Genomic DNA, 24,465 nt, shown 5'->3' on the forward strand with positions numbered 1-24,465 from the left:
TTTCCAGACCCGGACGTGACGGCACCACCAAAGGAGATCCTAATGCTCCGCAAGAACGAACGACGGTCGAAGGAACGACGGTCCCCGGTCCTGATCCAGTACGGCGCCATGGCCGTTGCGCTTCTCGTCGCCGGCGCCGCCGGGCACGGCTTGACCGTCGCCCTCACTCCCGAGCCTGAGCCCATCACCCACACCATCGCGACGGACACACCGCCGTGCCTGGCCGACCTGATCGAGTCCGGACGCGCCGAGCGCGCCCACCGCAATACAGCCGACCAGCACGACGCACTGGCCAGGGTGCAAGCCTCCGAGAGGTACGACGCCGAGCGCACCCGTGACAACGACACGATCGCCGAGGCCGCCAGAGCACTCGACGCCGAGATGGCGCTGGTGCAGCAGGCTGAACTCGACGCCGCCGGCGCCGCCGCCGCGTTCAACAAGGCGGCCGAGCAGTGCGAGACGGACCAATGACCCTCCGCCGGCGCCACGAAACCTCGATACCCGTGCTCGCCTCCCACGCCCCGCGTGATCGTCCTGGCCCACGCACACCTGGTGTCCGGCCCGATCGGGCACCAGCGATGGTCGAGCACATCGACCGCAGACAGTGCAGGTCCTGTGGCAACTGGTACTGGACCGGCGACGAGCACACCTGCCCGCCTGCTGGGCAGATCGCCGCGGTCTACATCCCGCCAGCCGTCGCCGACCCCGCGACCATCCCCGACCCTGACCGCACTCACCCGGTGGGCCTGACCTGGTACGCACCGCTGGAGGCCCAACTGATCCAGCTTGGGTCGAGCACTCACCGACCCGCACTGCACCCCGCGCTGCACCTGGACGCGGGGCGCTACTGGTCCGGCGCCAGACACGGCCTCGCCGTCGGTCAGGCCCTGATCGCCATGGAGACCGCGGCCGTCCGGTACGCGCTGTCCGCCTCGTTCGACCGGGCCCCGCGCCTCGCCGTCGCTTTGGTCGAGGCTGCCAACAGGTGGGACCACGCCCGCACCGCCTATGCAGAGGAGTTCGCAGCGTGAAGACCGCGACCTTGCTCAGGACGAGCCTGCCCCAGTTCCACGGGATGGCAGCGCTGTATCGCCTCGACCCACCGCTACAGGGTCACGCGCACGTCGTGGTCTCCGCACTGGAGGCCCCGCACCACGACCCGGAGGCGGGCGGCACCAGCATGCACGCCGAGACCTACATCTACGGCGCCGACGCCGACGGGGTGCTCGCCGATCCTGCCGCGCTGCCGGGCTCCACGGCCGGCACGCTCGACCACCGAGTAGTGCTGCTCGGCGCCGGATACGAGGCGACAGCATGACCGCCCGAAATACCCGGACCGTCCGCCAGAAGCCCCGGGTCCCGACCAAGGAAGAGCTGGCCCAGTACGAGGCGATGCGCGCCACGGCGAAAGCCGCCATGCGCCGGGCCGAGTCCATCCGAGCAGCCCTTCTCGACCTGTTCGACGTCGCAGAGCACAACGTCAACCGCGGTCGCGGGGACGGGGCGCTGCGAGCCGCCGTGATCGCCGTGAAGGAGGCGCGGCGCAGCTGAGCAGAAGCACATCTAGATCCAATGCCGGGAAGTTAGGGCGTTGGGTCGGGTGTCAAGACCGTGTTTGTGCTGGTAGCAGCAGCGAAGCTCCTGTAGTTGAGAGCAGTCCGCCAAGACAGCTTTCACCACAGGAGCTTCGCCGTGTCCGATCCTGTCATCAACGTCCGTGCCCTGTCAGCCCCTGGGGTATTCGCTCCGGGGCATCTGGGAGAGCTCACCGCTCAGGTCCCGCCCGAGGTCGTCGATGCGGTGCTGGCCGAGACCGGTCGGGTCGAGCAGCGGGCGCGGCTGCTGCCTGCACGGGTCGTGGTCTATCTGCTGCTGGCCGGTGCGTTGTTCGAGCCGATGGGCTGGAAGCAGGTCTGGGCGCGGCTGGTCGCCGGGCTCGACCTGCCGCGGGCCGCGCCGTCAGGTCCCGCGATCAGCCAGGCGTTGCGCCGGGTGGGCGTGGCGCCGTTGGCCGCGTTGTTCGATCTGCTGCGTGGCCCCGCGGCGACGACAGCGAACGTGTCGTGGCGGGGACTGCTGGTCGCCGCGATCGACGGGACGCAGGTCTCGATCCCTGCCGGCCGGGCGAACGAGGCGGTGTTTCGCCGCCAGCCCACGAACCTGGGTGGTGGGGGCGGGTATCCCGCGGTGCGGATCGTCGCGCTGGTCGCGTGCGGCACCCGCGCCCTGATCGACGTGGTGTTCGGGCCGACCACGATCGGAGAGACGGTCATGACGGACGGCCTGTTGCGGTCCCTGCGCCCGGGGATGCTGGTACTGGCTGACCGGGGCTTCCCGGTCCGTGACCTGTTCGCGCGGATGGCCGATACCGGCGCGCACCTGCTGTTCCGGCTCAAGACCGGCACGACCGCGCCCGTCCTGACCCGCGTGCTCACCCTGAGCGACGGTTCGTGGCTGGCCTGGCACGGCACCACCCTGGTGCGCGTCCTGGACGCGGGCATCGCCGTCACCACACCCGACGGCACCACCCGCACCGAGGCTTACCGACTGATCACCACGCTCCTGCGCCCGAGCAAAGCCCCCGCGTCCGCGCTGATCAGGCTCTATCACCAGCGGTGGGAGATCGAGACCGCCTACAGCGAGCTGAAGTCCACGATGCTGGGCGGCAGGGTGCTACGCGCCCGCACCCCGGACGGCGTAACCCAGGAGATCTACGCCCTGCTGACCTGCTACCAGGTACTGCGGACCGCGATGACCGACGCGACCAACACCACCCCGGGCCTGGACCCGGACCGGGCCTCGTTCAGCATCGCGCTCAACACCGCCCGTGACCAGATCACCACCATCCAGCAGGCCCTCCACGAGAGCGCGACCGACCTGATCGGCGTCATCGGAGCCGCGGTCCTGGCCAACCTGCTCCCAGACCGCAGACCCCGCACCCGTCAACGGATCCGCAAACGCGCCATCAGCAAGTACAACGCCCGAGGCCCCGCGATCGACCACAGGACCTACCCGATCACCGTGACCATCACGACCGCCCCACCAGGCTTGACGACCCCGCCCGAACCTTAACTTCGCGGCATTGCATCTAGATCCTCTGGTTGCGCCCAGGCGGGTCGATCACTCGGCCGCTGAAAAAGAAGAACCCCGGTGATGTGCGAGGCATCACCGGGGTTCTTCTGTGAAGTCGGTCCTGACATCGGCGGAGTGCGTCAGCGAGCAGCTGCGCGCAGTCCGCGTAGTCGCTGCCAAAGGTTTGCGAACGACGGGTGCGGCGCCCATCTGCCGGTCCCGCCCGATCTCTGATCCACCAACCCGGGGCCGCACCACCGGCCCCGGACCCGACGCCCAGGAGCACCCCATGATCGACACCACGACCACCAGCATCACTGACGCCGAGGGGATCGTCCGCACGCCGATCCGTGCCGGCAACCTTCTCACCAGGTACGAGCCGAGTCGGTTGGCCGACGAGGCAACTGCCGGCTCGTCGACGGCACCCGCCGCAGGTGCCACCTGGGGGAGCGGCACGCCCTGGCTCGACGCAGGCTCTGCTCTGCCACGAAGCGCCGAGCAGGAGTGGTGCGACCTGTGCTCCTACGACGAGACGTGCGAGCCGGGCATGCCCCGCGACGTCGTCGACTACTCCATCGAGCACGACCCCACCTGGGACGACCGCTGGGGCCAGGGCCCGCAGTACGAGGTCTGGCACCTCTGCTGTGGTCACACGCTCGCGCAGCTCTGCTGACGCGCGAGCGACGAGTCATCGCAACATCGGCTGGCTTCCTCGGGGTGGACACGCCTGGGTGCCGTGGGCAAGGGCTTCTGACGCAGCAGGGCTGCGTCGGGGGTCTTCTCGACATCCGTTCGTCGAAGGGATCCCCCATGACACCGCTGCAGAGCTGGGCGTTCCTCGCCCTGGCCCTGTTCCTGCTCTTGTGCCTGTGTCTGAGCCTCGTCCGGCTCACCCGCAAGGTCGAGTACCGGAACACACACGGCCAGGACTCCGGCGTGCACGCCGACTCGCACGACCCCGACGAGCCCTACAACCACGAGAAAGACGGGCTCTGAGACCGGTTCACCCGGCCTCCACCGAGCACCCCCGAGCCGTCGCGCGAGCAGATCAGGTCCCGCGCCCGCCGCAACGCATCACCGTGCGCGCCGGCGACCTGGCGAAGCCGCGGCGGCCCGGGGGCACCAACCACCCCAGTACGCGCGCTCACGAAGGAGCCACCATCATGATCACGCCCACCACCAAGGACGACGTCACCATCGACTTCGGCACCACCGAGCTGACCGAGCTGACCGGCTCGCTCCACCACGACATGGGGTACCAGGGGCTGACGCTCATGACCGACGAGGGCCCTGAGCGGCTCTCGGTGAACCTCTTGGACTACGGCTTTATCGCCAGGCCCGGCAACGTCTTCATCAAGGACTGGTCCGAGGGCGAGGGCCTGACCGCCCGGCTCGAGGCCGCTGGTCTCGTCAAGCGCGTGCGCAAGGTGGTCGTCGGGCCGTTTCGCTCGACCGCCTACGAGGTCGAGGTGACGCTGGGGTGACCGATCGGAACACGGTTCTGGGGGAGAACCTCGAGGAGATCAAGCGGTCCATCCACCTGATCGCCGAACGCGCCCTCGACCTCGTTGTGCTCCAGCAGAAGCAACTCGAAGAGCAGCAGACGCAGAGCCTCATCGCCTACCTGCAGATGTCCCGCACGACCAGCACGGACCAGGGCGCGTCGTGCAACGACCAGCAGCTCGACCGCCTCATCCGCGAACGGCTGAACCTCTGACACCGGGACGGACCTGAGCCCAGGAATCACAGCGTCCGACCAGCAGAGCTGATCCGGAACACGTGGTGCAAGGGCTTCTGGGATCGACGAAGTCGATCCGGAGGGTACGTGCAAGAGCACTCGATCAGCACGCCTGATCCGGAGCTGGTCATGAAGACCATCGTTCGATCAGCGGAGCTGATCCGGATGGTGGCTCGACAGACAACCGAACCGCTCAACCCAACCCACCCCGCGCGCGGATCGACGACATCGACCGCGCGCTCTCGTGTACCCGAGGAGCATCATCATGTCGAACCCCCGTAACAACGGCACCGTCATCGGCCGCCTCGCGAACGACCCGAAGGTCTTCGAGAACAAGGACGGCTCCAAGAAGGTCCTCCTCACGATCTTCGCCGACCGCAACTACACCAACGCGCAGAACGAGCGCCCGTCCGACGCCATCCCAGTCGAGGCCTTCGTCCGCTCGCAGACCCAGGGTCTTGGCCCGTACTCGAACATCCACAAGGGCGACCAGGTCGCCATCGGCTACACGCTGCGCATGGACCGCTACTCGAAGAACGGCGAGCAGGTCTTCGACCTCAAGGTGACCGCCGAGGACATCACCTTCCTCGAGCCGCGCTCGGTGACCCAGGCTCGCCTGGCCGAGCGCGTCGTCAACGCGGAGGCCCAGAACCAGGCCGCCAGGCAGGACCAGGCGCACGTCGCTGCGGCGGCCGCACAGCCTGCGACCTCCAGCGCCGTGCAGGACGAACAGCTGCCCTTCGGAACCAGCGCAGCCAGCTAGCCGTGCGGCCGGTGCCCTGCGGGGCAGCCCGCCACGAGCGACGAGGGTCGCAGGGATGGAAGCACCTCCCAGGCACCGGTCCAGGCTGCGCGGGCCACAACTGAATAGAGAGTCGTACCCGAAGACCCCCGTTCGAGAAGCCTCGTGCTCCTCGAACGGGGATCTTCTTTTTCTTCGCTATCTCGCCAACCTCTGAAGCGCCAGGAGGGCCGTTCGCACCTGGAGCGCTTCTTGACGCAGCAGTCTGAGCCAGATTCGGAAACTACTTCTTCTTGACCTGCCGACCGTTGAGATCCTCCCTGATCTCGCGCTCTAGGTCGTCCAAACGAAGATGGAGCCGTACGTAGGAATTTCGAAGCGCCTTCTCATGACCGCCCATTTGCTGCACTTCTTGACGAGTGAAGTCCACCACCCGTTGGCCGAGGCTGGCGTTGCCGAACAGCGCGAGCGTCTCGGGTACGGCGGCACTACCTTCGTCGATTGCTTTGAGAAGGCGGAAACCCGAGATGCCTCCCATCTCGTTGTCGACCTTGGCCCACGCTGCACGGACGCCGGGTGAGGCGTATGCGGCCATCTTGCTCTGAAGTGCAAGAGGAAGTTTTTCACCTTCCTCGATGTGTTTCGATGCCTGGCGCGCCCACTCGAGAACCTCCACGTACGTCTCAGCGCGTCTTGGCCAGACCTTCTCTTCCATCGCCAGCCGACGCTGCTCTTTGAGCGTGTTGCGGTTGTTGACAAAGCTCACGAACCACCCGATCCCGCTGGCCACCACAGTCCCGATGACGGCGACAAGCGCAGTGGCGAGCGCGACCTTGGTCTCGGCTTCCAGCGCGGACCAGTCGAAGCCGAACAACCTGCCGAGGAATTCCACGGCCCCAGCGTGCTGCACAGCCCTGTATCTGACCAGTTGACGCGCCTGCGAACCGCGAACTGGAACCGCTACGAGGTGGCAGCCTCCGCCGCCCATGCCCGCCTGCGCTGCACGCCTCCTTGCTGGCTGGAGCAGCAGGGATCAGCGGAGCTGATCCGGATCTGGCGTCGAAGAACATCTTCTCTCTCTCCAGGAGGCCACTATGCCCAGCTTCACCTGCCCCAACGACGGCGTCCCCATGGAGTCCGACGCCAGAGGTGTCCACTCCCACAAGGACGTCTCACACACGTGCCCGGAGTGCGGCTACAGCGAGACCCGCTGAGGACCCCGACATGCCCGCAGCGACCCGCAGAGACCGGGCCGACGCCCTCACCCCGGCCTTCTGCGAGATGTTCCAGAACCCGACCCCGGACTTCCTCGACGTCGTCTACCGCTCGACCGGGCGTCATCGCCTCTTCGGTGGCAAGAGCGCTCGCCTGCTGCGCGCCGGCGACATGGTCGCCCTGCGCGACCTGCCCCTGATCCGGGCCGATGTCCCGGGCGTAGCCACCGTCGTCAACACGTACGTCTCGTCCACGGGTACCGCATTCGTCATGACCACCGAGCACGGCCTGTTCCTGACCCCCGGCTCGCGCCTGGTGCTCGTGCACCGCGCGGCCGTCTGACCGAAGAAAGGAGCCCTGATCACCATGGCCTTCCTCGAACGCATCGGCTTCGTCGAGACCCCCGAGCAAGAGCACGGCCGGCTCGCTCAGGCCCCCGACGGCTCGATCAACCACTTCCTGTCCACACTGCCGGTCACGATCCCGGGCTGGCCCCTGGACCTGCTCATCGAGCTGCCCTGGGTCGCGCCGCGCACCGACCGCCAGTACCGGGTCGTGGTCGTGCCCATCGAGTACCAGCGCGACGCGCTGCCCGACGGCGTCGACCAGGAGCCGCTGCCGCGCCGGCGCCACTCCGGCTCCTGGACGTGTGCCGTCGTCGCCTCCGACCACCCGGCCTACCCGGTCGGCGGCCACCGGATCGTCGTCTCCGGCGCCGAGCTGGCGCGCGGCAAGAGAGTCAGCCTCGGCTGATCCATGTCCTGGTGATCCGGTCCCGTCCGTCCATCGAGGCGGGCGGCGGCCGCGCTTTTGCGTACCCGCACCCTCATCGAGGAGCACAGATGTCTCAGCAGACCCCTCAGCCATCCGCCGCGTACGCGCGCCGCACCTACTACATCCTTGAGCCACACAGTCACTGCGCGGGTCCCCAGACCGGCTACATCCCCATCGAGACGATCGTCGAGCGCGTCCACGGCAAGCCCTACAGCTCGCTGCGGGGCTGCCAGCGCGATCAGGAGTCGTTGCCGAACGACAGCGTGAAGCTCTACGAGCTGGAGTCGGACGACGACTACGAGCAGGCGCTTCACGACTTCGACCGGACCGAGATCTACCTCGGGTACGACCGTGCGCGGCAGGAGAGCGTCACCAAGGCCGGCATGACGGCGCTCGACTACTGGTTGAGCATCTCCGTATCCGACGACCCCGCGAAGGTCACGGCTCAGCCCAACCCGCCGGAGACCGCTGATCTGGAGGGCGCCGTGTTCGAGGCCTACTTCTACGCCGACCTCGCCTTCACACCGTCGCTGGAGGGAGTCCTGGCTGACCTCATCCGCCGAGGGGAACTGCCGAGAGGTAACTACATCTTCCGGCACTGGTGGTGATCGCTGGACGTATCGAGCATCCCGGTGATCGAACAGGCGCTACCCATACCTGAGACGAAGGACACCACCATGCCCACAGCACCTGCCAACCTCGCCGACCTGCAGATTGGCGACCGCGTCGTCGTCAAGCGCAACCTCGACCACCCCGCGTGGATGAAGCAGGTGCCCGCCGACCTCCGGGACGGCGGCACGAGGTGGGTCCGCGACCCGAGCGTCGTCGAGACGATCGGCATCGCCGTGGTCGTCGACCGCCGCCACCACCCGGCGACCCCAGGATCGTGGCAGGCCTGCGCGGCGAAGACCCTCGTGAGGCTCCCCAGCGGCTTCTGGTACGACCTGGCCACCGGGCTCCAGGACGGCAGCGGCGCCACGCTCATCGAGCGCATCCCCTGAAGCACACGAGCAGATACCGAAGACCCCACCGTACGGAGCGCATGCTCCGACGGTGGGGTCTTCTTTTTCTCTGCACTCGATCCCCTTCCCGTCACAGGCCCGAGCTGTGCCGACTCTTCATGCCGGGCTGCGCTTCAGTGCCTTCCGCTCGGCCCGTGTGAGCCCGCCCCAGATGCCGAAGCGTTCGTCGTTGAGCAAGCCCAGCTCGAGGCACTGATCACGCACTGGGCAGGACTGGCAGATCTTCTTCGCCTTGCGGCTGACCCCGCCGCCGGCGAAGAAGATCTCAGGATCCTCGGTGAGGCAGCTTGCGTCACGCCATGACGCCCCCATGACAGGGAACCCGTCGCTGAACACGTCGAAGATCGTCATAGTCCAGTCCTCCCGGCCCGTCGAGGTACCGGGGAGCGTGAGGTTCTCGTGCTACTTGTCGGTGTCGTCGAGCGTCCGACCGATGTCGCACGACAGACCACGCGCTCAACCAGAGCGCAGCGTGTCCGACCGGCACGGCCGCGTGTCCTCAGCCGACCCTCGCCATGCACGGCCACCTGCGGCCTCCTGCTCTTCTGTCTGTGCTCACCACGCCACTGCCGCCTCCTTCGTCTTCTCCGCGTTGGCCGCCTGCGTGCTCTGCTCGACGTGGCGGGCCGCGATGTAGAGGCCCTCGCGGTTCAGGTGGCGCGAGTAGCTCGAGTCGAGGTAGAGCACGGGGATGTCGCCGGCCGCTTTGAGCAGTGCCGGGTGCAGCAGGTTCTTGATCGGGCCCGAGCCGCCGCCGTAGACGTAGACGACCTCGGTCGTCGCGCCGGCCTGCGAGAGGACGTCACCGAGGGCGGAGACGATCTCGTCGACCAGGTAGCCGGCCTCGACCTCGGCGAAGCCCGCCGCGCGGTCGTGGCGCGACTTCTGGAGCACCGACGGGCTCGCGTGCAGGAAGTCCGCCAGCTGCTTGCGTGAGGAGAACTGCAGCGAGGCATCTGACTCGCTCATGCGCTCCATGGCGTTCACCAGCGCCGTGCCGTAGCCCTCGTCGAGGGTTGCGGCGGCCTCGGGGTTGAACCGACCGTTGGTGAAGGTCGGGAAGTTCACGGTGCCCTCGCCGACGTCGACGCCGATCGTGTTCTTGACCGCCACCAGATCCGCCGCCGTGACGCCCTCGACGAGCGAGGCATCGCGAGTGCGCAGGTCCTGCAGGAGCGCCTGGGCGAGGACCTCGCCCTTTTCGGTGATGGCGAACTGCGCGGAGGCGCCCTCTGCCATCACCTGCACGTCGATGAACTCGAGGCGGATGCTGACGGGTGTGTTGAAGTTCTTGATCGTCACGAGGTGCACCGCGCGGTCGGTACCGCCTCGAGCGCCGGTGAACTCCGCGGCGTAGGCGTGGCGTCGTGCGACGTACTCCGAGATCGGCAGCGCCAGGCCGGCACGCACCTGGACGCGCAGCTCGTGATCCGGCAGCGAGCCGTGGGTGGTGACGTGGTCGCGCAGCGCCTTGGCGGCGAAGACGCCGAGCACGAGCACCTTCGACAGCTCCTGATCGGCCTTGGAGTGCTTGCCGATCACCTCGAACTCGGTGAACTTCGAGCCGCGCACGGACAGCGCGGCCCGGCCGAAGATCCGGCGATCCGAGGCGGCCACGAGCGGCGTCGTGAGTGAGCAGTCGAGCTGGTTGTAGAAGTCACCGGTGATCACCGCGAACGCGTCGCTGTCCGAGAGAGGCACCTTCGGGGAGGTGCGAGACGTCGAGACGACCGCGCTGGGAAGGTCGATCTCGTCGAACACCGCGGTCTTCGTGTTCTGGATGACGCCCTTGACGTAGCCGTTGCCGACGTCGATACCGCCGGTGAGAGTGATGATGTCGTTCGCGCTGCTGTTCATTTCTTCGACCCCTTGGTGTCGTTCACGAATGGTGTCCCTGCCTGGAGAGCGACGATCACTCCGTTACCGCCGGGTGCTCGACATGATCTCGTCGATGGATACCTGCTTTGCGGGCTGTGTGGATTCCTCGGAATCGTCGGCCGGCGCGGGGGTTGACTCCTCGTCCCGCGGTGCGGGACTCGAGCTCGGCCCGTCATCGGACTGCTCTGCCCGCGTTGGGTGCCCAAGGTGTGGCAGCTGCTCAACGGGCTGGTAGACGACGTCTGTGTAGCCGTGGTGCTGGATCGCTTCCCGCACGAGCCACCGCAGCGATTGCGTGGGCTTGGTCTGCGCATCGAGCCAGGCGATCACCGAGGTGTCGACGGCGGGCACGGTCCAGCGAATCTTGCGGGGTTCACCCGACTGCGTCGCCATCGTGCTCACCTGACCCTCGAGCTCGCAGTCGACGCCCATCCGGCTGTGCGACCGACGTGGCTGTTGCCGTCATGCGGACTCACCTCACCTTCATATTCAGGCTCAAGCATGGATCATTCCGGGCCGAGCATAGATGATCTATCGAGCCCTTTGCAAGACCTATCGGATACGCGAGTCATCCACCATTGGGGTACGAATCGGGTACCAGTGAGGACACGCAGGAGACACCTCTGCGCCACTCACGGGCGATGGAACGCAGGGCGCCGGCCGCATGCGCCAGCGCGCCACGCGAGATACACGGGAGAGACGCGCACGGGACACCATCGAGCCACCCGGGACGACGGCGTCGTCCGACAGGAGCCGCTCCGGCGGCTTCATGACGCCCAGAGGTGTTCCCGCTGGGTCCTGGCGAAGCCCGGCCGCCTACCCGGGCACGGGTCGTGTCTTGTCCGTGTCCCGAGGAGCCACTTGGTGCGACACATCGACGGCCCAGGATGGGAGCTCGCAGACGTCGAGAAGCGTGACGCGCACGCCTCGAGTGCGCTGTGCAACGGGGGGCGGGTCGCTACCAACCGTCTGCTCCACCTTCTACCGGGCGTCTGCTCCACTGATCCAGAGGCTCGGTCACCGTCCAGAGCGCCCACCTACAGCCGAAACCGCGCAGGCGACGAGGGGCACGGCGAGGACTGCTTCGCCTGCGGCAGCACGCTGTGACAGGGGCGATGGACCAGGGCTGCGCCCCGCGTTCCGAGGGCTGTGCAGACCCGTACCCCCCGCCTCGATCGTGCCTCACGAGACGGAATCAGCTTGGGGTACGGCTGTATCACGGTCGTTGAAAGAGGCGTACTACCAGAAGGTGCGATGACCAGGCGAAACGGCTGGACCCGTACCCCGCTGCGCGGAAATGGAGGAGGGGTACGGGTCGAGAGGGTACGGACCGATTCCCCTGATGAACGGCGCATCGGTCCTCCGCCAAGGCTCCGGACGCGCTGCAGTGGAGGGAGGAAGCAAAGGGCATAAGGGAACCTGATAACACGTGTCCTGCGGACCCTCGCTCCGCTCGGCCTCTCCGCTGCGCTGCGAGGACGTGTTAGTCGGCATAGCCGACGGGTTCCGCCGCTCGCTTCGCTCGCCAGACCTTCGGTCGCTGCGCTCCCTCGGCTATGCCCAGCGCTGCGCTTGAGAGAGGAGGCCCCACCACTGCTCCGCTGCATTCATCCACAAGCCGGCCGCAGCAGGAGGGCGTAGCCGTGGCGGATGGCCCTGCGCTGCGCGCCGGGCTGACTGAGGACGGTCCGTGCGACCGCTCGCTGCGCTCCCGTAGGGGAGCAGATCGCACGAGAACGAGCAGTGGGCCGTCAAGCCAGCAGAGCTGGCACGGGTGCGCAGTCGCACATCTATGCGACGAGTCGGAAGTCGACGACGCCACTGGAAGAGGAGAGTGGAATGATCCCCGGAAAGATCTCAGACAGGTTCTCCCACGTCGTCCTCGTCACCGGTGCCCGCACCTGGACCGACGAGCCGACGATGCGCTCGGTCTTCCGCGGAGCCTGGCGCACCTGGAGCGCAGAGAACGTCGTGCGCCCGCTGCTCCTGTCCGGCAACTGCGACAAAGGTGCCGATGCCATGGCTGAACGGCTGTGGCGCGACGCCGGCTTCGAGGTCCTCACGTTCCCCGCCGACTGGTCCGCGCACGACCGGCCCGGCCTGCGACGCAACCAACGCATGGTCGACGTCGCAGGGGACTTCCTCGACACAGGCGCGAGCGTGCTCTGCACAGCATTCCTCGACCTGTGCCGCAAGCCCGCCTGTCCGCGGCGCAGCCAGGAGCAGCTTCTGCCTGCCGGGCCTCCAGGTCACTTCTCCCACGGCACCGTGCACTGTCGATCGCGCGCGCTGGCTGCCGGGCTCCAGGTCCTCGACGCCGTACCATCCAGCGTTTCGGCTCGCTGAGGCCGTGCGCGCGACTGGGTCGCCCATGACGAACCCCGGGCCGGGAAAATGGTCCGGGCCATGCTGCGGCAGTTCCGCAGCAGGATCAGCGAATCAGCTGCTCTTTGGTGGCCCGGTTGCGCGTCCTCGCGCGGGACCGATCGCTCTCCTTGTGAGCCTCGCGGTAGGCGGAGTAGATCCTCTTCGGGATTCGACCACGGTCAGCGAAGTCGTAGCCCTGCGCTCGGGCCCAGATCCGGATCTGCTCGCGTTCCTCGGGGGTCGTGTCTGACGGGACCCGATCGCCCGTCTTCTTCGAAGCTCTCCGGCCGGCCTCGCGATACGTCTTCAGGACTCGCTCGAGATCCTTCTGCTCTTCGTCCGTGAGATCTATCTCGTACCACGTGTCTGCCAGTCCGAACACAACCGTACCTGCGTCCGGCTTCCCGCTGATGTCCGACTCGACGACAACGACGTTCCGAACAGTCACGTCTGATCGCTCTTCTTGTGGGCTTCCCGGTAGGCGTCGATGATCTTTCGCGGGATGCGACCGAACTCGGTGACCTCATGGCCTTGCTCTCGGGCCCAGGCGCGGATCTTCGCGCGCTCTTCGACGGTCGTCTCGGGCGTGGCCCGCTTCTTCTTGGTCGACTGCCCGGCCTTCCGGCCAGCCTTCACAAAGGGAGCCAGGGCTTGTTCGAGCTCCTTCTGCTCATCCTCTGTGAGGTCGACCTCGAACCAGGTGTTGCCCAGGCCAAAGGTGACCGTGGCGGCATCGGATTGCCCACTGATGTCTGACTCGACGATTGTCTTAATGGCCATGTTGCCGACACTAGCTCATGCGCGAGAGCCATGAGAAGCCTATCGAGTGATCAAGTGACAGATCTGTGCCATAGGCCCTCGTATAGTGCCATTGGTGCTGCGATTCTAGCAGTAGAGACGGATCGCACTGCTAAAATCGCACTACGGGCTCGGATGGTTTCACGCCGCTCCCACGACTATCGACCCGATCGAGAGAGGCCACCAGCATGTCCATGCTCCAGACCGTCGGCGACCGCTACGGCAGCGTCGAGAACACCGACCTCTTTGCTCTGCTGTGCCGGCGCCGAGGTTGGTCGGACGGCTACCTCGAGGCCATCGAGTCCACCGAGCACGACGAGCTCCTGGATCTCGCCGAGATGGTCGAGGCTCTCGAGGACGCCCGGACCACAGGCAAGAAGGTCACGATCGCCCCGGACTTCGACATGGACGGCATCGCCTCCGGTGTCCTCGGCTACGCAGGGCTGTCCGAGCTTGGCTTCGATGTCGAGCTGCACGTGCCTGACTACCGCCGTGGTCACGATCTCACCATTGAGGACATCGACGAGATCCATCAGCGCTGGCCCGACACCCAGATCCTCCTGACCTGTGACGGGGGAGTGAACTCCCACCACGGAATCGCCGCCGCACGGGCTCTGGGCTGGACGACGCTGGTGACCGACCACCACGAGGAGCTCGAGCCCGGGTCCACCGCGGACATCACCGTCGATCCCTGCCGGATCGACGAGACCTACGCTCACACGGGCATCTGCGGAGCGCACGTGCTCTACCAGGTCGTCGAGGCCCACGCCCGCAAGCACCGTCCAGACAAGCTCTGGGCGATCCACCTGCTGCGCCTGTTCGCCGGCCTCGGCACCGTCTCCGACGTCATGCCGATCCTCTACGAGAACCGTCAGCTGGTACGCGACTCGCTCTCGATCGCCCGCCTTCTCCGCGTGGCTGCGCCGAAGACGATCCCGAACCCCTGGGGCGGCTACGACCCGGACCCCGAGGCAATCGACATCGAGAGGTCGACCCTGATGCAGCTGCTGCGCACCGAGGCGCATCACCCGGCGTTCCTCTCGGCGTTCGAGGGCTTCGCGCTCATGCTGAAGGCCTTCGCGCAGCACGGCAAGATCCGCGACGCCGACGACCTCGACGAGGGCTTCTATGGCTTCTATCTCGCACCGGCGATGAACAGCCCCCGCCGGATCGGGGCGCCGCTGGACGACTGCTTCGAGGTCTTTACGGCCGTCGGGGCCGAGGAGAAGCTCAAGGCTGCTCACACGGTCATCGCGAACAACGAACTGCGCAGGCAGATGACCGTCGAGCATCTCAAGGAGCTCACCGACGGTGACCAGCCGCTGGCTCCGTGGGTGTACTTCTCGGACGCACGGGCGGGCATGTACGGCCTGCTGGCCAGCCAGATGATGGAGCGCAGCGGCCACCCCGTCGTCGTCGTCAACCGCCCCAGCAGTCCCGACGACTTCGTCAGCGGTTCCGGTCGTGCGCCAGGCTGGTTCGACATCATCACCGGCCTCGAACCGTACGACGGACTTAACGCCATCGGGCACCAGCAGGCGTGCGGCGTGCGCATCGAGAGCGCGGACAAGCTCAACGTTCTCGTCGAGATCCTCGCCGACGCCACACGGGTCGCTCTCCTGGCCGTCGACCCCGATGCGCCTCAGGGCGATCTCGTCCTGGGGCCGGACGCCGACTGCGACGCCGGGCTCGACGACCTCGAGCCCCTGTTCGAGCTCGTGCGCCGGACCGAGACGCTCAAGCCCTTCGGGCACGGCTTCACCGCGCCGGTCGTCGAGATCGCGATCGAGCCCCTCGGGCTACGCGTCGACCGGATCGGGTCCGAGGCGCAGCACCTGCGCCTGGTCACCCGGTCAGGTCTGTCCTGCCTGTGGTGGAACGCCGCCGAGGAGAAGTTCGACGACATCCAGGGACTTGTCCGCCGGGCAAGCCGCACCGACCTCGGGACGCTGCGCTTCACGGCCACGCTGCAGCTGAACACCTTTCGCGGTGACACCCGCGTCCAGGCCGTCATCACCCAACAGGTCGTGTCCTCCGCATGACCCTGCCAAGGAGGCAGCCATGGCCGCGCCACGAACCGATCACCGACTGCTCGCCGTCGCCTGGTGCGTCCTGGTGCCGCTCGGCGTCGTCACGGCCTACCTCGGTCTCGGCCTCGGGGCGGTATCCGTCGTTGGCGAGCCGATCGGTGCGACCGCCCTGCTCGGCGCGGTGGTGATCGTGCTGGCCGGCCTCATGCGTGTGGCCCGGCCCCGCTGGCTCGACTACACGCCCGCGCCGCATCCGACCTGCGAGACCTCGCACTTCGGTCTGTTCGTTGCAGCCTCCGCCGTCTTGGCCTTCCTCGCTGGTCAGTCGCTCGCGCTGTGGCTCTACACCACAGCCGGCTCGGCCGGCTTCGACGAGTCGCTGCGGGCCAGGGCGGACGCGGGCGCGGCCGTCACAGTCCTCCTCGCGCTGGTCATCGCGCCGATCGCCGAGGAGATGCTCTTCCGGGGCCTGCTCTACCCCCTGCTGCGCCGCCACGTGAGTGTCGTCGGCTCCGTGCTCGTCACGACCGCGGTGTTCGGCCTCGTACACGGCAACGCCGTCCAGCTCGTCGCGGTGCTACCCCTGGCCATACTGCTGGCGCTGGTCTACGAGCGCATACGGAGGCTTTGGCCCTGCGTGCTCCTGCACGTGGGCTTCAATCTCGCGGCGATCCTCGTGCCCGCGCCAGCGCTCGTGGGGCTGGCCAACCCGGTCGCGGCGCTGCTTCTGGGCACCGTCTTCGCCGGGGTCGCACTGGTCCTCTGCCAGATGGTCGTCCTGGACCCAGTTGCCCCCGCCGCCGCCGCGGACGGACCGGGAGGCGACAGGTAGGGCTGAGGTCCTCGGAGTGCCCTCGTCCGAGAGCGACCTGGTCGCGTCGCGGAGGAAGCGATGGTGCCCTCCGGTCATCGTGGTGACCGGGGTGATCCGGTCACCGGGGGAACGGCTGAGAGAATTCATTCAGTCATACTCGACAAGAGGGGAGGAGGAATCCATCATGGCTATCGTCAGCGCCTGCGCTTACGACGCGCGGGGCCGGCTCGTCCGTCCCGACCAGCTCGACATCGGCCGCGCGAAGATCGGTCTCGATCTCGACACCGGTGGGTTCCCCACCTTCGATCGCGGCCACACGCACGTCTTCGTCGTGTCCGCCAGCGGTGTCACGCAAGACCACGCGCACGAGCGCGTGAGCGAGAAGCTGCGCCGCTTCTTCGAGCGGGCCGAGACCGTCCACGGCTTCCGCAAGATCGTGATGAGCAAGACCACCGACATGAACCGGATCAACCGCAACACCACGATCGCCTACGAGATCCTCTACGCCGTCGAACGGCCCGCGTGGTCCCGTAGCCACAGTCCCGAGTCTCCCCATGCGGGATACCACCGAGACCGAGGTGCTGCCGTCCACGTGTGACGGCCACCGTCCGCGTCTCGCGCTCGTCAACACGATGCACAGAGGCCGGAGAGTTCCCTTCCCACGGGGACGCTCTCCGGCCTCTGTGTTTTCACGTTCCAGTGCAACAACGGCGACGACAGCCGCGTATCACCCGACGCCAATGCTACCAACCACTAATGATCATTCGCAATGAGCAGGGATCCCACACGACCGGTGAAACCATTTGCGACCGTCTCGGCACTGCCGGCGCTGGACACCACGATCCCGACTTGCGCCGGCATCGAAAGCTCCATCCAAGTCCACCACGACGCAGATGATCAGTCAGACCGGGCTGTCGTACGAGTCCGCCAGGCGGATGCTAGACATCGATACCTCGCAAGGACGCACCCGGGGGGCTCGTCAGAGCCCACCAGCGGAGCACGAGAGGTCACGGCGACGGGGAAGCGCGCCGACACGACCGAGGCTGAGTGACACCTGCCCGGCGATCGCGCTCGGCGGCTGCGCAGAACCCGCGGCAACTGGACGGTGCACGACGGCGTCGGACGCCAGGGCCTGTGGTCGCCCAGGAAGAGAACCGGGCGTTCGGGCCTCGAGGTGTACCATCTGACGTGGTACACGCCGGGAAACCAGGATTGACCTGGTCAAACATCTGCATCACGAGGGTCTTCTGGACGCCGCCTGTACCACCTGGAACCGCCGACGTGGTACGCCGTCTTGCCTGCTCAACGGGCGTTTCTCGTCGATGTACCACGTGTACCACGATCTTCCGAGCACGTGTATAGGGGCGCATCGAGTCGGCGACCCGACCCTATCCACCACCCGATCACCAGTCTGCTCTGGATCCCTCGCGCGTGTTTCTGGCCTTCATTTTCCTGGTACAAGTGGTACAGGGGGTATGTAATGCCTGCCTGACCAGGGGAAACGTGTGTACCACGTGCGTATCTCCTCGTGGTACAGCCTCGCTGTGTTCCTGTGAAATGGTCGCCCTGACCAGGCAGGACAGGTGTACCACGACACGTGGTACACGCCCCGATACCCCGACGAGGTATGCGGTGCCTGTGGGGCGTCTGCCAGGCGCACGAGTGCCAGCCGAGGGCCGGGCCGAAGAACCCCTCCGAACCCCGACCGGACGGCCGGGCGACTCACGCCGCCCGCGGGCGGCGTGGTCGGGAGTGAGCCGCCGGTCGCCCCGCGGTGCATGGCTCACGGAACCGCCGGTGCTCACACGGGTCCGGCGCCTCGACGCTCCGCGGTGTAGCCGAACCGCGGACCCGCGCGCCTTCGCCGATCCCGTTCGAGGCGCGACCGAGTCTTCGACAGGCCGCTCCCGGAGCACCTATCGAATGATCATTCGATAGGTCATTGCAATGATTGCAAAAGGAGGGTCGGATGGCATAGAGTCGCGTGCACGTTCCATTCGATTGCGAGTCCGATCGGCTTCCCACACCTTGCCGGCGGCGCTCGACACGATCGAGAAAGACGGCAGCATGACGACACCTGATGCCCGTACACCCGTCCCTGACGAGGCCACCGCGACGCGCAGCCCTGGCACCAGCCCCGCGGCCGACGCCCTCGCCCGCGTCACGGGGTACTTCTCGAAGCACGGCGGCATGGCCCTGCCGAACGAGATCGTCACGTACGTCACCGCGGCCTACCTCGAGGTGCTCGATCCAGCGGAACCTCCGGCCCCGCGTGTCCTGGAGAAGGAGCTGCTCGCGATCGTCAACGTCGTCTGCAAGGCAGAGAACGCCAAGGCGACCACGGCCACCGAGAAGCTCCATCCCGCCAAGTGCCTGACGAACTGGCAGGTCGCGCAGATCTTGCTGCACCTGCACCACGTCATCCGCATCGCGCCGAGCGCCAAGGACACCGACCGCGAGTACGACCTGCTGGCGATGTACCAGGCCACCGGCCCCGCTCGCGGCACCTACACCACGAGCGAGGACGACATCCGCACGACCGCGCGGAAGTACAACACGCAGCTGACCCTCAAGGAGTTCGCCGAGATCCTCGCCGTCCTGCGCGAGGACAGCCCGCGCACCCACCAGTGCAGCGACCGCGACCTCATCGCGGTGAACAACGGCGTCTTCTACTACGGCCGCGAGGACCGCGACATCACGATCGCCGGCACAGCATTCCACCTCAAAGCGAAGTCGCTGCGCCCCTTCGACCCGGCGCTCGTCTTCCTGGCCAAGTGCCACATCGACTACGTCGACGCACCCGACAACCCGGTCATCACCGACCCCGACGACGGCACGGTGTGGGACATCGAGTCCTGGGTTAACGACCTCTCCGACGACGAGGGCGTGCCCGAGCTGCTCTGGGAGATCGTCGGCGCGATCATCCGACCGCACGTCTCGTGGGGCAAGACGGCCTGGTTCTACTCCGAGCAGGGCAACAACGGCAAGGGCAGCCTGTGCTCGCTCATGCGCAACCTGTGCGGGCCGAGGTCGCACACCTCGATCCCGCTGTCCGACTTCGGCAAGGACTTCGCCCTCGAGCCGCTCGTACGCGCCAACGCGATCATCGTCGACGAGAACGACGTCGGGACCTTCATCGACAAGGCGGCCAACCTGAAGGCGATCGTGACCAACGACGTCATCCAGATCAACCGCAAGTTCCGGATGCCGATCGCCTACCAGTTCTTCGGCTTCATGGTCCAGTGCCTCAACGAGTTCCCGCGCGTGAAGGACAAGTCCGAGTCGTTCTACCGCCGGCAGCTCTTCGTGCCCTTCATGAAGAGCTTCACCGGCATGGAGCGCAAGTACATCAAGGGCGACTACCTCCAACGGGCCGACGTCCTCGAGTACGCCCTGTGGTACGTGCTCAACCAGGCCGGCGCCGCCGATCCGGGCAACTACTACCAGCTGTCCGAGCCTCCGGCCACGAGGGCCGTCCTGGCCGAGTACAAGGAGGCCAACGACCCCGTGCGGGCCTTCTGGGAGGAGTTCCGGGAGCGGCTGGTGTGGGACCTGGCGCCGTTCACGTTCCTCTACGACCTGTACAAGTCCTGGTTCGCCGACGTCTCGCCCTCGGGTTCCCCGGTGAGCAACAAGCAGTTCATCACCGATGTCGTGGCGATCGTCCGGGCCGACGCCCTGTGGCACTGCCCGGACAAGAACCGCAAGATCCGCCCGGGCCAGATGATGCGCAACCCCGAGCCGCTCATCGCCGAGTACGACCTGAAGAAGTGGACGAACCCGATCTACACGGGCAAGGACCCGATGAAGATCTCGCAGCCACTCCCGCAGGCCAGCTATCGCGGCCTGCTGCGGCACGCCGGTGGCCCCACCCAGAGCGACGACACCACCGACGAGGAGTTCTGAGACGTATGCGTGCAGTCGTTCACACCATCGCCGGGCGCGCCCGGGCGGTGCTCGATCTCGCCGGCCAACCGAGCCGTACCAGCACGGTGCTGGCCGACATCGCGCGCGAGCAGAGGATCACCAAGCCCACCCTGCGCGCGCAGATCGCGACCGCCCCGACCGTGAAGGCCCGGCTCATGGCTGCGGCCACCCGGCGCGTGGACGAACGCCCCGGCGCCCACCCCAGACCTGCACTGAGAGCGGGCCCGACACCGGCGAACGCAGACGGCCGTGACGGCCGGAACGACGAAAGAGGTCCCCATCATGACCACCCAGCGCAGACCCGTCACGGCTGAGAACGCGCGTTTCACTTTCTACGACATCGAGTCGCTCAAAGACGTCTTCACGCTGTGCGCGTACACGCCCGAGCCTGACGGCGTCGTCGACCGGCTGGAGATCTTCTTCCTGACCGACGACGAGCAGCTCTCGGACGGCGTCGACCCGCAGGCGCTGTACGAGGCGGTCGTGCGATCCAACCCGGGCCTGCCCGCGGTGAGCACCCAACTGTGGAACCTGCGCTCCGAGCGGGGCAACATCCGTCTCGCCGAGCTCGTGGGCCTGTCCAACGCCGACCAGGTCAACGACCGCAGCGATGTCTCGAGCTACCCGGCGCACCTGCGCCCGGTCTGTGACACGGATCCCGACTACGACCCGAGCGCGCACCCGTTCCTGGCGGGGTACAACTCGATGAACTACGACACGGTCATGCTCGCGCTCTATCTCCACGAGGCGTTCCCGGCCCCGCACAGCGACCGGTTGTTCCAGCCGGCCACAGCGCGAGGGATGCGCGAGCACAACGACACGCTGTTCGGCGAGCACATCGAGTACATGCCCGGCTATCTCGGCTGGGACGGCCCGGCGGCCAAGATCCGCCGCGCGATGCTGCACTCAGGGCGTCACCTCGACGTCGCCCGCCTCAACGAGCAGCAGTTCAAGGTGAGCCTCAAGCGCCTGCTCGGGATGCTCGGCCACCAGATCAAGGAGTCCGACAAGCTCAGCCACGACACCTCGATCCGGACCCTCGAGGAGCTCTACGAGCTGCTGGCCTACAACGTCTCCGACTGCCTCGGTCTGGCGCAGCTGTTCACGCATCCGACCTACGCGAGCAGCTTCGACCTCAAGGCCAGCCTGCTCACGCAGTACGCCGAGACGGTCTACGCCAGGGACGGCTCGGCACGCCGCGACCGGCTGACCGTCGACTCGTCCTCGGCGAAGTTCGTCGGCCGCATCCTCGCGCCGTACACGCCGCTGAACGACATCGAGGCAGTCTCCTTCCTCTACCCGGCCAAGGAGGTGGCCGCCGAGCGAGGCGTCGCCCAGGTCAACGTCCTGGACGAGTGCGTGCGCTTCTTCGAGAACCACGTGGCACCCGACCCCAGGAAGAACCCAGGCACGACACCGGCGCAGAAGGCGGCGCATGCGCAGTTCATGCAGGTCGTCGGCTACTACCGCTCGGTCGAGGGGAAGAACTTCAACGACTCGGACGAGTACCAAGAGCTCTACTCCCTGCCGCCCAGGTCGCTGCGTGACGTGCCGAAGACACCGAACAACGTGCCCTACTTCCACTCCGACGCCTCGCCGTCCTCGTGCTTCGTCACGTTTTCCACCGGAGGGATCCACGGCGCCGAGGCCGACATGTCTGCCTACACCCTGGACCGGATCGCGCGCATCGAGGCAGACACGATGCTCCAGCGTGCCCGGATCGCCTTCCCGGACGCGAAGGACTTCGTCGCGGCGGCCAAGCGCCAGCACCACCTGCTGGCCCTGCCCGACGGCACATGGGTCGACAAGCGCCTCGTGCTGCTCGGCTCCGACACCGAAAAGGTCAAGTACCGCAAGCCGAAGAAGGACGACCCCGAGCAGACCGCGCAGCTCGCACGCGCGCAGGCCCAAACATCCGACCCCGCCGACCTGCTGGCCACCCAGCGCCCAGAAGCCGAGGCGCTGCACGTGCGTCTGGCCGACGGGACCGTGCTCGATGGGAAGGCCGTCCTGGCCGTCACCTCGGCGGCCAAGGCGGTCTACCGCGACGAACCGGCCAAGAGAGCACCGGCCCTGTTCACCTCGAAGGAGGACGGCTCCACCAGGCTGCACCCGAAGTACGCCCGCACCAGCGCGGGCCTGGTCATCCACGAGGACTTCACGAGCTACTACCCCAACCTGCTGCGCAACATGCGGGCCTTCTACAACCCCGAGCTGGGTGAAGACCGCTACACGACGATCTTCTTCGAGAAGGAGCGCCTGGGCCAGGAGATGAAGAAGCTCGGGATCACCCCTGAGGAGAAGGCCCGGCTGGCGACCCTGCGCAACGGCACCAAGCTGATCCTCAACTCGGCGTCCGGAGCCGGTGATGCCTCGCACCGCACTCCCATCCGGATGAACAACCGGATCATCTCGATGCGGATCATCGGCCAGCTGTTCAGCTGGCGCATCGGCCAGGCACAGACCCTCGCGGGCGCACGGATCATCTCGACGAACACCGACGGCCTCTACTCCGTCGTCGACGGCAGCAACGGCTTCGACGAGAGCACCAACAACCGCGTGCTCGCGCAGCAGCAGTCGGCCATCGGCGTCGAGATCGAGCCCGAGCTGATGTTCCTGATCAGCAAGGACTCCAACAACCGCCTCGAGCTGGAGGCGCCGACCCCCGGCCGGGCCGTCGCCGACAGCCCGATCATCACCGCCTCGGGTGGCACGCTGGCCTGCCACGCGGGACCCACCCCGACGAAGTCGCTGGCCCACCCCGCCGTGATCGACTTCGCCCTGGCCCGATACCTGCAGACCGTCGCCAGCCGGGGAGAGGGCGCCCTGTCCGAACCCTTCGACCCCGTGCTGGGCCGCAAGGCGATCGAGGAGGCGATCGACCCCGACGACCCGGTGCGCACGCTCGTGCTGTTCCAGAACGTCATCGCCGCATCGCGTGGATCGATCACCTACCCGTTCGCCGCGGACCCTCTCAGCGACGGTGACCAGGACGATGAGGATGCTGACGCCCGGATCGTGAACCCGCGAGCCCTGCAGATGGTCAACCGGGTCTTCATCGTCCTCGACGGCACCGACGGTGCCGTGAGCCTGCACAACGCCGGCGCCTGGAAGGTCAGCCCGGCCAGCCAGGCCAAGCGCCGCCAGAACGGCAGCGCCGGAGTGCGACGTGACGAGATCGCCGTCCAGGTCCTGCGCCACCACGGCTGGGCGAAGAACCGCAACGAGACCATCGCCACTGACGGCCTCATGTTGCTGCCCGACGACCAGGACGTCGTGATCCGCCGCATCAACGGCATCGACCCGACGTGGTCGATGGTCGTCGCCAACGACGATCTGAGGACGCTGCCGGCCCCGCGGGTCGAACGGCTCATCGCAGCGCTCGATCTAGGCACCTATACCCAGATGCTCGACGAGACGTTCACCAAGAACTGGATGAACGCCACCTGACGGCCCAGAGCAGCGAAGGAGACCAACCATGACCCCCACCGAGGCGCTGACCATCATCACCCAGGTCGTCGGGGAGATCCCGTCCGACCGGTCGGTCTACGAGGACTCCGATGAAGAGGTCCGGGCTCTGGACGAAGCGCTCGGCACGATCAAGGCGACCCTGCGCACCTACCGCACAGGCCTGTTCTCGTGACCGTGACCTCGACCGAGGGTCGGTCAACGCTTCCCGAACGGGCATGCGCTGTTCAGCTCCCGCACCGCGTCCTTCAACCACGGAGAGAAACATGACCCGAGAACAGCTCCTCAAGATGATCCTCGAGACCGCACGCGTCGTCGCCGAAGAGCCCGGCAGACCGGCCGGGACCGCGCGCCACCATGCCCTCGCGCTGGCGCTGGACGCCGCAGCGGAGCAGGACCGTGCCCTCGGCATCGTCATCGCCGCCGCGAGATGGACGGATGGCCACGGCTCACCGGGCGCGGGCGAGTGCCTCGCCATGCTGCGGGAGGCCGTCGCCCGGACTGCCGACCCCCGGTGATCTCGCCTAGCGGCCGACGCGAGGGCATGGTGGCGCGCTACTTCCCGCGCCAGTGCAGGCGGCACGGTCTGCTGCGTTTTGGTCCCGGCCTACGGGGGAGTA

29 protein-coding genes are annotated in these 24,465 nt (G+C 67.1%); 23 read left to right on the forward strand and 6 right to left on the reverse strand.

Features of this window, described 5'->3' with window-relative positions; translation table 11 throughout:
- The first annotated feature begins 42 nt into the window (after nt 1-42).
- The 10 genes from ACFSL2_RS01060 to ACFSL2_RS01105 all read left to right on the forward strand — a co-directional run bounded on the left by ACFSL2_RS01060 (nt 43) and on the right by ACFSL2_RS01105 (nt 5,573).
- Nucleotides 43-471, forward strand: a complete 429-nt coding sequence (locus ACFSL2_RS01060) for a hypothetical protein (RefSeq protein ID WP_377196068.1) — start codon at nt 43-45, stop codon at nt 469-471.
- Between the two features lie 107 nt (nt 472-578).
- Nucleotides 579-1,031, forward strand: coding sequence for a hypothetical protein (locus tag ACFSL2_RS01065; protein WP_377196069.1), 453 nt, complete (start codon nt 579-581; stop codon nt 1,029-1,031).
- A complete protein-coding gene (locus ACFSL2_RS01070; RefSeq protein WP_377196070.1) occupies nt 1,028-1,318 on the forward strand; it encodes a hypothetical protein in 291 nt (96 codons plus the stop codon). Before ACFSL2_RS01065 ends, ACFSL2_RS01070 begins: the two co-directional genes overlap by 4 nt.
- Nucleotides 1,315-1,551: a hypothetical protein gene (locus tag ACFSL2_RS01075; RefSeq protein ID WP_377196071.1), complete on the forward strand. Its 237-nt coding sequence runs from the start codon at nt 1,315-1,317 to the stop codon at nt 1,549-1,551. The genes ACFSL2_RS01070 and ACFSL2_RS01075 overlap by 4 nt, the downstream gene beginning before the upstream one ends.
- Before the next feature lie 141 nt (nt 1,552-1,692).
- Nucleotides 1,693-3,072 (forward strand): IS4 family transposase, encoded by a 1,380-nt coding sequence (locus ACFSL2_RS01080; protein WP_377196072.1) that lies wholly within the window; start codon nt 1,693-1,695, stop codon nt 3,070-3,072.
- Nucleotides 3,073-3,361: 289 nt separating this feature from the next.
- Nucleotides 3,362-3,745 (forward strand): hypothetical protein, encoded by a 384-nt coding sequence (locus ACFSL2_RS01085; RefSeq protein WP_377196073.1) that lies wholly within the window; start codon nt 3,362-3,364, stop codon nt 3,743-3,745.
- A 137-nt stretch (nt 3,746-3,882) separates the two neighbouring features.
- Nucleotides 3,883-4,068, forward strand: coding sequence for a hypothetical protein (locus ACFSL2_RS01090; RefSeq protein WP_377196074.1), 186 nt, complete (start codon nt 3,883-3,885; stop codon nt 4,066-4,068).
- Between the two features lie 167 nt (nt 4,069-4,235).
- Nucleotides 4,236-4,556 (forward strand): hypothetical protein, encoded by a 321-nt coding sequence (locus ACFSL2_RS01095; protein WP_377196075.1) that lies wholly within the window; start codon nt 4,236-4,238, stop codon nt 4,554-4,556.
- Complete coding sequence (locus ACFSL2_RS01100; RefSeq protein WP_377196076.1) at nt 4,553-4,789, forward strand: hypothetical protein; 237 nt, start codon at nt 4,553-4,555, stop codon at nt 4,787-4,789. Before ACFSL2_RS01095 ends, ACFSL2_RS01100 begins: the two co-directional genes overlap by 4 nt.
- Nucleotides 4,790-5,075: 286 nt before the next feature.
- Nucleotides 5,076-5,573, forward strand: coding sequence for a single-stranded DNA-binding protein (locus ACFSL2_RS01105; protein ID WP_377196077.1), 498 nt, complete (start codon nt 5,076-5,078; stop codon nt 5,571-5,573).
- A gap of 262 nt (nt 5,574-5,835) precedes the next feature.
- On the opposite strand, the gene ACFSL2_RS01110 is transcribed toward ACFSL2_RS01105, so the two are convergent.
- Nucleotides 5,836-6,444 carry a hypothetical protein gene (locus ACFSL2_RS01110; protein WP_377196078.1) on the reverse strand — a complete coding sequence of 203 codons (609 nt, stop codon included), beginning with the start codon at nt 6,442-6,444 and terminating at the stop codon, nt 5,836-5,838.
- A gap of 332 nt (nt 6,445-6,776) precedes the next feature.
- Between ACFSL2_RS01110 and ACFSL2_RS01115 the strand changes: the two genes are divergently transcribed.
- The 4 genes from ACFSL2_RS01115 (at nt 6,777) to ACFSL2_RS01130 (ending at nt 8,542) form a co-directional block, all read left to right on the forward strand.
- Nucleotides 6,777-7,109 carry a hypothetical protein gene (locus ACFSL2_RS01115; RefSeq protein WP_377196079.1) on the forward strand — a complete coding sequence of 111 codons (333 nt, stop codon included), beginning with the start codon at nt 6,777-6,779 and terminating at the stop codon, nt 7,107-7,109.
- 24 nt (nt 7,110-7,133) lie between these two features.
- Nucleotides 7,134-7,520 (forward strand): hypothetical protein, encoded by a 387-nt coding sequence (locus ACFSL2_RS01120; RefSeq protein ID WP_377196080.1) that lies wholly within the window; start codon nt 7,134-7,136, stop codon nt 7,518-7,520.
- Nucleotides 7,521-7,609: 89 nt separating this feature from the next.
- Entirely contained in the window at nt 7,610-8,149 is a 540-nt protein-coding gene (locus ACFSL2_RS01125) for a hypothetical protein (RefSeq protein ID WP_377196081.1), read from the forward strand.
- A gap of 69 nt (nt 8,150-8,218) precedes the next feature.
- Nucleotides 8,219-8,542 (forward strand): hypothetical protein, encoded by a 324-nt coding sequence (locus tag ACFSL2_RS01130; RefSeq protein WP_377196082.1) that lies wholly within the window; start codon nt 8,219-8,221, stop codon nt 8,540-8,542.
- A 117-nt stretch (nt 8,543-8,659) separates the two neighbouring features.
- Here ACFSL2_RS01130 and ACFSL2_RS01135 read toward each other — a convergent pair whose 3' ends face one another.
- From ACFSL2_RS01135 to ACFSL2_RS01145, 3 genes are all read right to left on the reverse strand, one after another.
- A complete protein-coding gene (locus ACFSL2_RS01135; RefSeq protein ID WP_377196083.1) occupies nt 8,660-8,914 on the reverse strand; it encodes a WhiB family transcriptional regulator in 255 nt (84 codons plus the stop codon).
- A 204-nt stretch (nt 8,915-9,118) separates the two neighbouring features.
- Complete coding sequence (locus tag ACFSL2_RS01140) at nt 9,119-10,420, reverse strand: hypothetical protein (protein ID WP_377196084.1); 1,302 nt, start codon at nt 10,418-10,420, stop codon at nt 9,119-9,121.
- Nucleotides 10,421-10,483: 63 nt separating this feature from the next.
- Nucleotides 10,484-10,834: a hypothetical protein gene (locus ACFSL2_RS01145; protein ID WP_377196085.1), complete on the reverse strand. Its 351-nt coding sequence runs from the start codon at nt 10,832-10,834 to the stop codon at nt 10,484-10,486.
- Nucleotides 10,835-12,280: 1,446 nt separating this feature from the next.
- Here ACFSL2_RS01145 and ACFSL2_RS01150 point away from each other — a divergent pair.
- Nucleotides 12,281-12,787 carry an SLOG family protein gene (locus ACFSL2_RS01150; RefSeq protein ID WP_377196086.1) on the forward strand — a complete coding sequence of 169 codons (507 nt, stop codon included), beginning with the start codon at nt 12,281-12,283 and terminating at the stop codon, nt 12,785-12,787.
- 85 nt (nt 12,788-12,872) lie between these two features.
- Here ACFSL2_RS01150 and ACFSL2_RS01155 read toward each other — a convergent pair whose 3' ends face one another.
- Nucleotides 12,873-13,256, reverse strand: a complete 384-nt coding sequence (locus ACFSL2_RS01155) for an Lsr2 dimerization domain-containing protein (protein ID WP_377196087.1) — start codon at nt 13,254-13,256, stop codon at nt 12,873-12,875.
- Entirely contained in the window at nt 13,253-13,588 is a 336-nt protein-coding gene (locus tag ACFSL2_RS01160) for a histone-like nucleoid-structuring protein Lsr2 (protein WP_377196088.1), read from the reverse strand. The genes ACFSL2_RS01155 and ACFSL2_RS01160 overlap by 4 nt, the downstream gene beginning before the upstream one ends.
- Nucleotides 13,589-13,794: 206 nt before the next feature.
- Between ACFSL2_RS01160 and ACFSL2_RS01165 the strand changes: the two genes are divergently transcribed.
- From ACFSL2_RS01165 to ACFSL2_RS01200, 8 genes are all read left to right on the forward strand, one after another.
- On the forward strand, nt 13,795-15,648 hold the full coding sequence (locus tag ACFSL2_RS01165; protein ID WP_377196089.1) for a DHH family phosphoesterase: 1,854 nt from the start codon (nt 13,795-13,797) through the stop codon (nt 15,646-15,648).
- A gap of 19 nt (nt 15,649-15,667) precedes the next feature.
- Nucleotides 15,668-16,468 carry a CPBP family intramembrane glutamic endopeptidase gene (locus tag ACFSL2_RS01170; RefSeq protein ID WP_377196090.1) on the forward strand — a complete coding sequence of 267 codons (801 nt, stop codon included), beginning with the start codon at nt 15,668-15,670 and terminating at the stop codon, nt 16,466-16,468.
- A gap of 166 nt (nt 16,469-16,634) precedes the next feature.
- On the forward strand, nt 16,635-17,048 hold the full coding sequence (locus ACFSL2_RS01175; protein ID WP_377196091.1) for a hypothetical protein: 414 nt from the start codon (nt 16,635-16,637) through the stop codon (nt 17,046-17,048).
- A gap of 1,469 nt (nt 17,049-18,517) precedes the next feature.
- Nucleotides 18,518-20,356 (forward strand): DNA primase family protein, encoded by a 1,839-nt coding sequence (locus ACFSL2_RS01180; RefSeq protein ID WP_377183855.1) that lies wholly within the window; start codon nt 18,518-18,520, stop codon nt 20,354-20,356.
- A gap of 5 nt (nt 20,357-20,361) precedes the next feature.
- On the forward strand, nt 20,362-20,691 hold the full coding sequence (locus tag ACFSL2_RS01185) for a hypothetical protein (protein WP_377196092.1): 330 nt from the start codon (nt 20,362-20,364) through the stop codon (nt 20,689-20,691).
- Nucleotides 20,660-23,827: a hypothetical protein gene (locus ACFSL2_RS01190; protein WP_377196093.1), complete on the forward strand. Its 3,168-nt coding sequence runs from the start codon at nt 20,660-20,662 to the stop codon at nt 23,825-23,827. The genes ACFSL2_RS01185 and ACFSL2_RS01190 overlap by 32 nt, the downstream gene beginning before the upstream one ends.
- A 28-nt stretch (nt 23,828-23,855) precedes the next feature.
- Complete coding sequence (locus tag ACFSL2_RS01195) at nt 23,856-24,020, forward strand: hypothetical protein (protein WP_377196094.1); 165 nt, start codon at nt 23,856-23,858, stop codon at nt 24,018-24,020.
- 91 nt (nt 24,021-24,111) lie between these two features.
- On the forward strand, nt 24,112-24,363 hold the full coding sequence (locus ACFSL2_RS01200) for a hypothetical protein (RefSeq protein WP_377196095.1): 252 nt from the start codon (nt 24,112-24,114) through the stop codon (nt 24,361-24,363).
- Nucleotides 24,364-24,465: the final 102 nt, after the last annotated feature.

The sequence above is a fragment of the Promicromonospora aerolata genome, from assembly GCF_042682255.1.
In the GTDB taxonomy this organism is placed as follows: domain Bacteria; phylum Actinomycetota; class Actinomycetes; order Actinomycetales; family Cellulomonadaceae; genus Promicromonospora; species Promicromonospora aerolata.

What these genes read in the sequence shown, in the direction of transcription:
- ACFSL2_RS01160 (WP_377196088.1), bottom strand. Translation starts at nt 13,588, where the DNA reads ATGGCCATTAAGACAATCGTCGAGTCAGACATCAGTGGGCAATCCGAT.
- ACFSL2_RS01125 (WP_377196081.1), top strand. Translation starts at nt 7,610, where the DNA reads ATGTCTCAGCAGACCCCTCAGCCATCCGCCGCGTACGCGCGCCGCACC.
- ACFSL2_RS01120 (WP_377196080.1), top strand. Translation starts at nt 7,134, where the DNA reads ATGGCCTTCCTCGAACGCATCGGCTTCGTCGAGACCCCCGAGCAAGAG.
- ACFSL2_RS01195 (WP_377196094.1), top strand. Translation starts at nt 23,856, where the DNA reads ATGACCCCCACCGAGGCGCTGACCATCATCACCCAGGTCGTCGGGGAG.
- ACFSL2_RS01085 (WP_377196073.1), top strand. Translation starts at nt 3,362, where the DNA reads ATGATCGACACCACGACCACCAGCATCACTGACGCCGAGGGGATCGTC.
- ACFSL2_RS01150 (WP_377196086.1), top strand. Translation starts at nt 12,281, where the DNA reads ATGATCCCCGGAAAGATCTCAGACAGGTTCTCCCACGTCGTCCTCGTC.
- ACFSL2_RS01130 (WP_377196082.1), top strand. Translation starts at nt 8,219, where the DNA reads ATGCCCACAGCACCTGCCAACCTCGCCGACCTGCAGATTGGCGACCGC.
- ACFSL2_RS01185 (WP_377196092.1), top strand. Translation starts at nt 20,362, where the DNA reads ATGCGTGCAGTCGTTCACACCATCGCCGGGCGCGCCCGGGCGGTGCTC.
- ACFSL2_RS01105 (WP_377196077.1), top strand. Translation starts at nt 5,076, where the DNA reads ATGTCGAACCCCCGTAACAACGGCACCGTCATCGGCCGCCTCGCGAAC.
- ACFSL2_RS01165 (WP_377196089.1), top strand. Translation starts at nt 13,795, where the DNA reads ATGTCCATGCTCCAGACCGTCGGCGACCGCTACGGCAGCGTCGAGAAC.
- ACFSL2_RS01065 (WP_377196069.1), top strand. Translation starts at nt 579, where the DNA reads ATGGTCGAGCACATCGACCGCAGACAGTGCAGGTCCTGTGGCAACTGG.
- ACFSL2_RS01095 (WP_377196075.1), top strand. Translation starts at nt 4,236, where the DNA reads ATGATCACGCCCACCACCAAGGACGACGTCACCATCGACTTCGGCACC.
- ACFSL2_RS01145 (WP_377196085.1), bottom strand. Translation starts at nt 10,834, where the DNA reads ATGGCGACGCAGTCGGGTGAACCCCGCAAGATTCGCTGGACCGTGCCC.
- ACFSL2_RS01200 (WP_377196095.1), top strand. Translation starts at nt 24,112, where the DNA reads ATGACCCGAGAACAGCTCCTCAAGATGATCCTCGAGACCGCACGCGTC.
- ACFSL2_RS01075 (WP_377196071.1), top strand. Translation starts at nt 1,315, where the DNA reads ATGACCGCCCGAAATACCCGGACCGTCCGCCAGAAGCCCCGGGTCCCG.
- ACFSL2_RS01090 (WP_377196074.1), top strand. Translation starts at nt 3,883, where the DNA reads ATGACACCGCTGCAGAGCTGGGCGTTCCTCGCCCTGGCCCTGTTCCTG.
- ACFSL2_RS01180 (WP_377183855.1), top strand. Translation starts at nt 18,518, where the DNA reads ATGACGACACCTGATGCCCGTACACCCGTCCCTGACGAGGCCACCGCG.
- ACFSL2_RS01190 (WP_377196093.1), top strand. Translation starts at nt 20,660, where the DNA reads ATGACCACCCAGCGCAGACCCGTCACGGCTGAGAACGCGCGTTTCACT.
- ACFSL2_RS01140 (WP_377196084.1), bottom strand. Translation starts at nt 10,420, where the DNA reads ATGAACAGCAGCGCGAACGACATCATCACTCTCACCGGCGGTATCGAC.
- ACFSL2_RS01170 (WP_377196090.1), top strand. Translation starts at nt 15,668, where the DNA reads ATGGCCGCGCCACGAACCGATCACCGACTGCTCGCCGTCGCCTGGTGC.
- ACFSL2_RS01115 (WP_377196079.1), top strand. Translation starts at nt 6,777, where the DNA reads ATGCCCGCAGCGACCCGCAGAGACCGGGCCGACGCCCTCACCCCGGCC.
- ACFSL2_RS01175 (WP_377196091.1), top strand. Translation starts at nt 16,635, where the DNA reads ATGGCTATCGTCAGCGCCTGCGCTTACGACGCGCGGGGCCGGCTCGTC.
- ACFSL2_RS01135 (WP_377196083.1), bottom strand. Translation starts at nt 8,914, where the DNA reads ATGACGATCTTCGACGTGTTCAGCGACGGGTTCCCTGTCATGGGGGCG.
- ACFSL2_RS01060 (WP_377196068.1), top strand. Translation starts at nt 43, where the DNA reads ATGCTCCGCAAGAACGAACGACGGTCGAAGGAACGACGGTCCCCGGTC.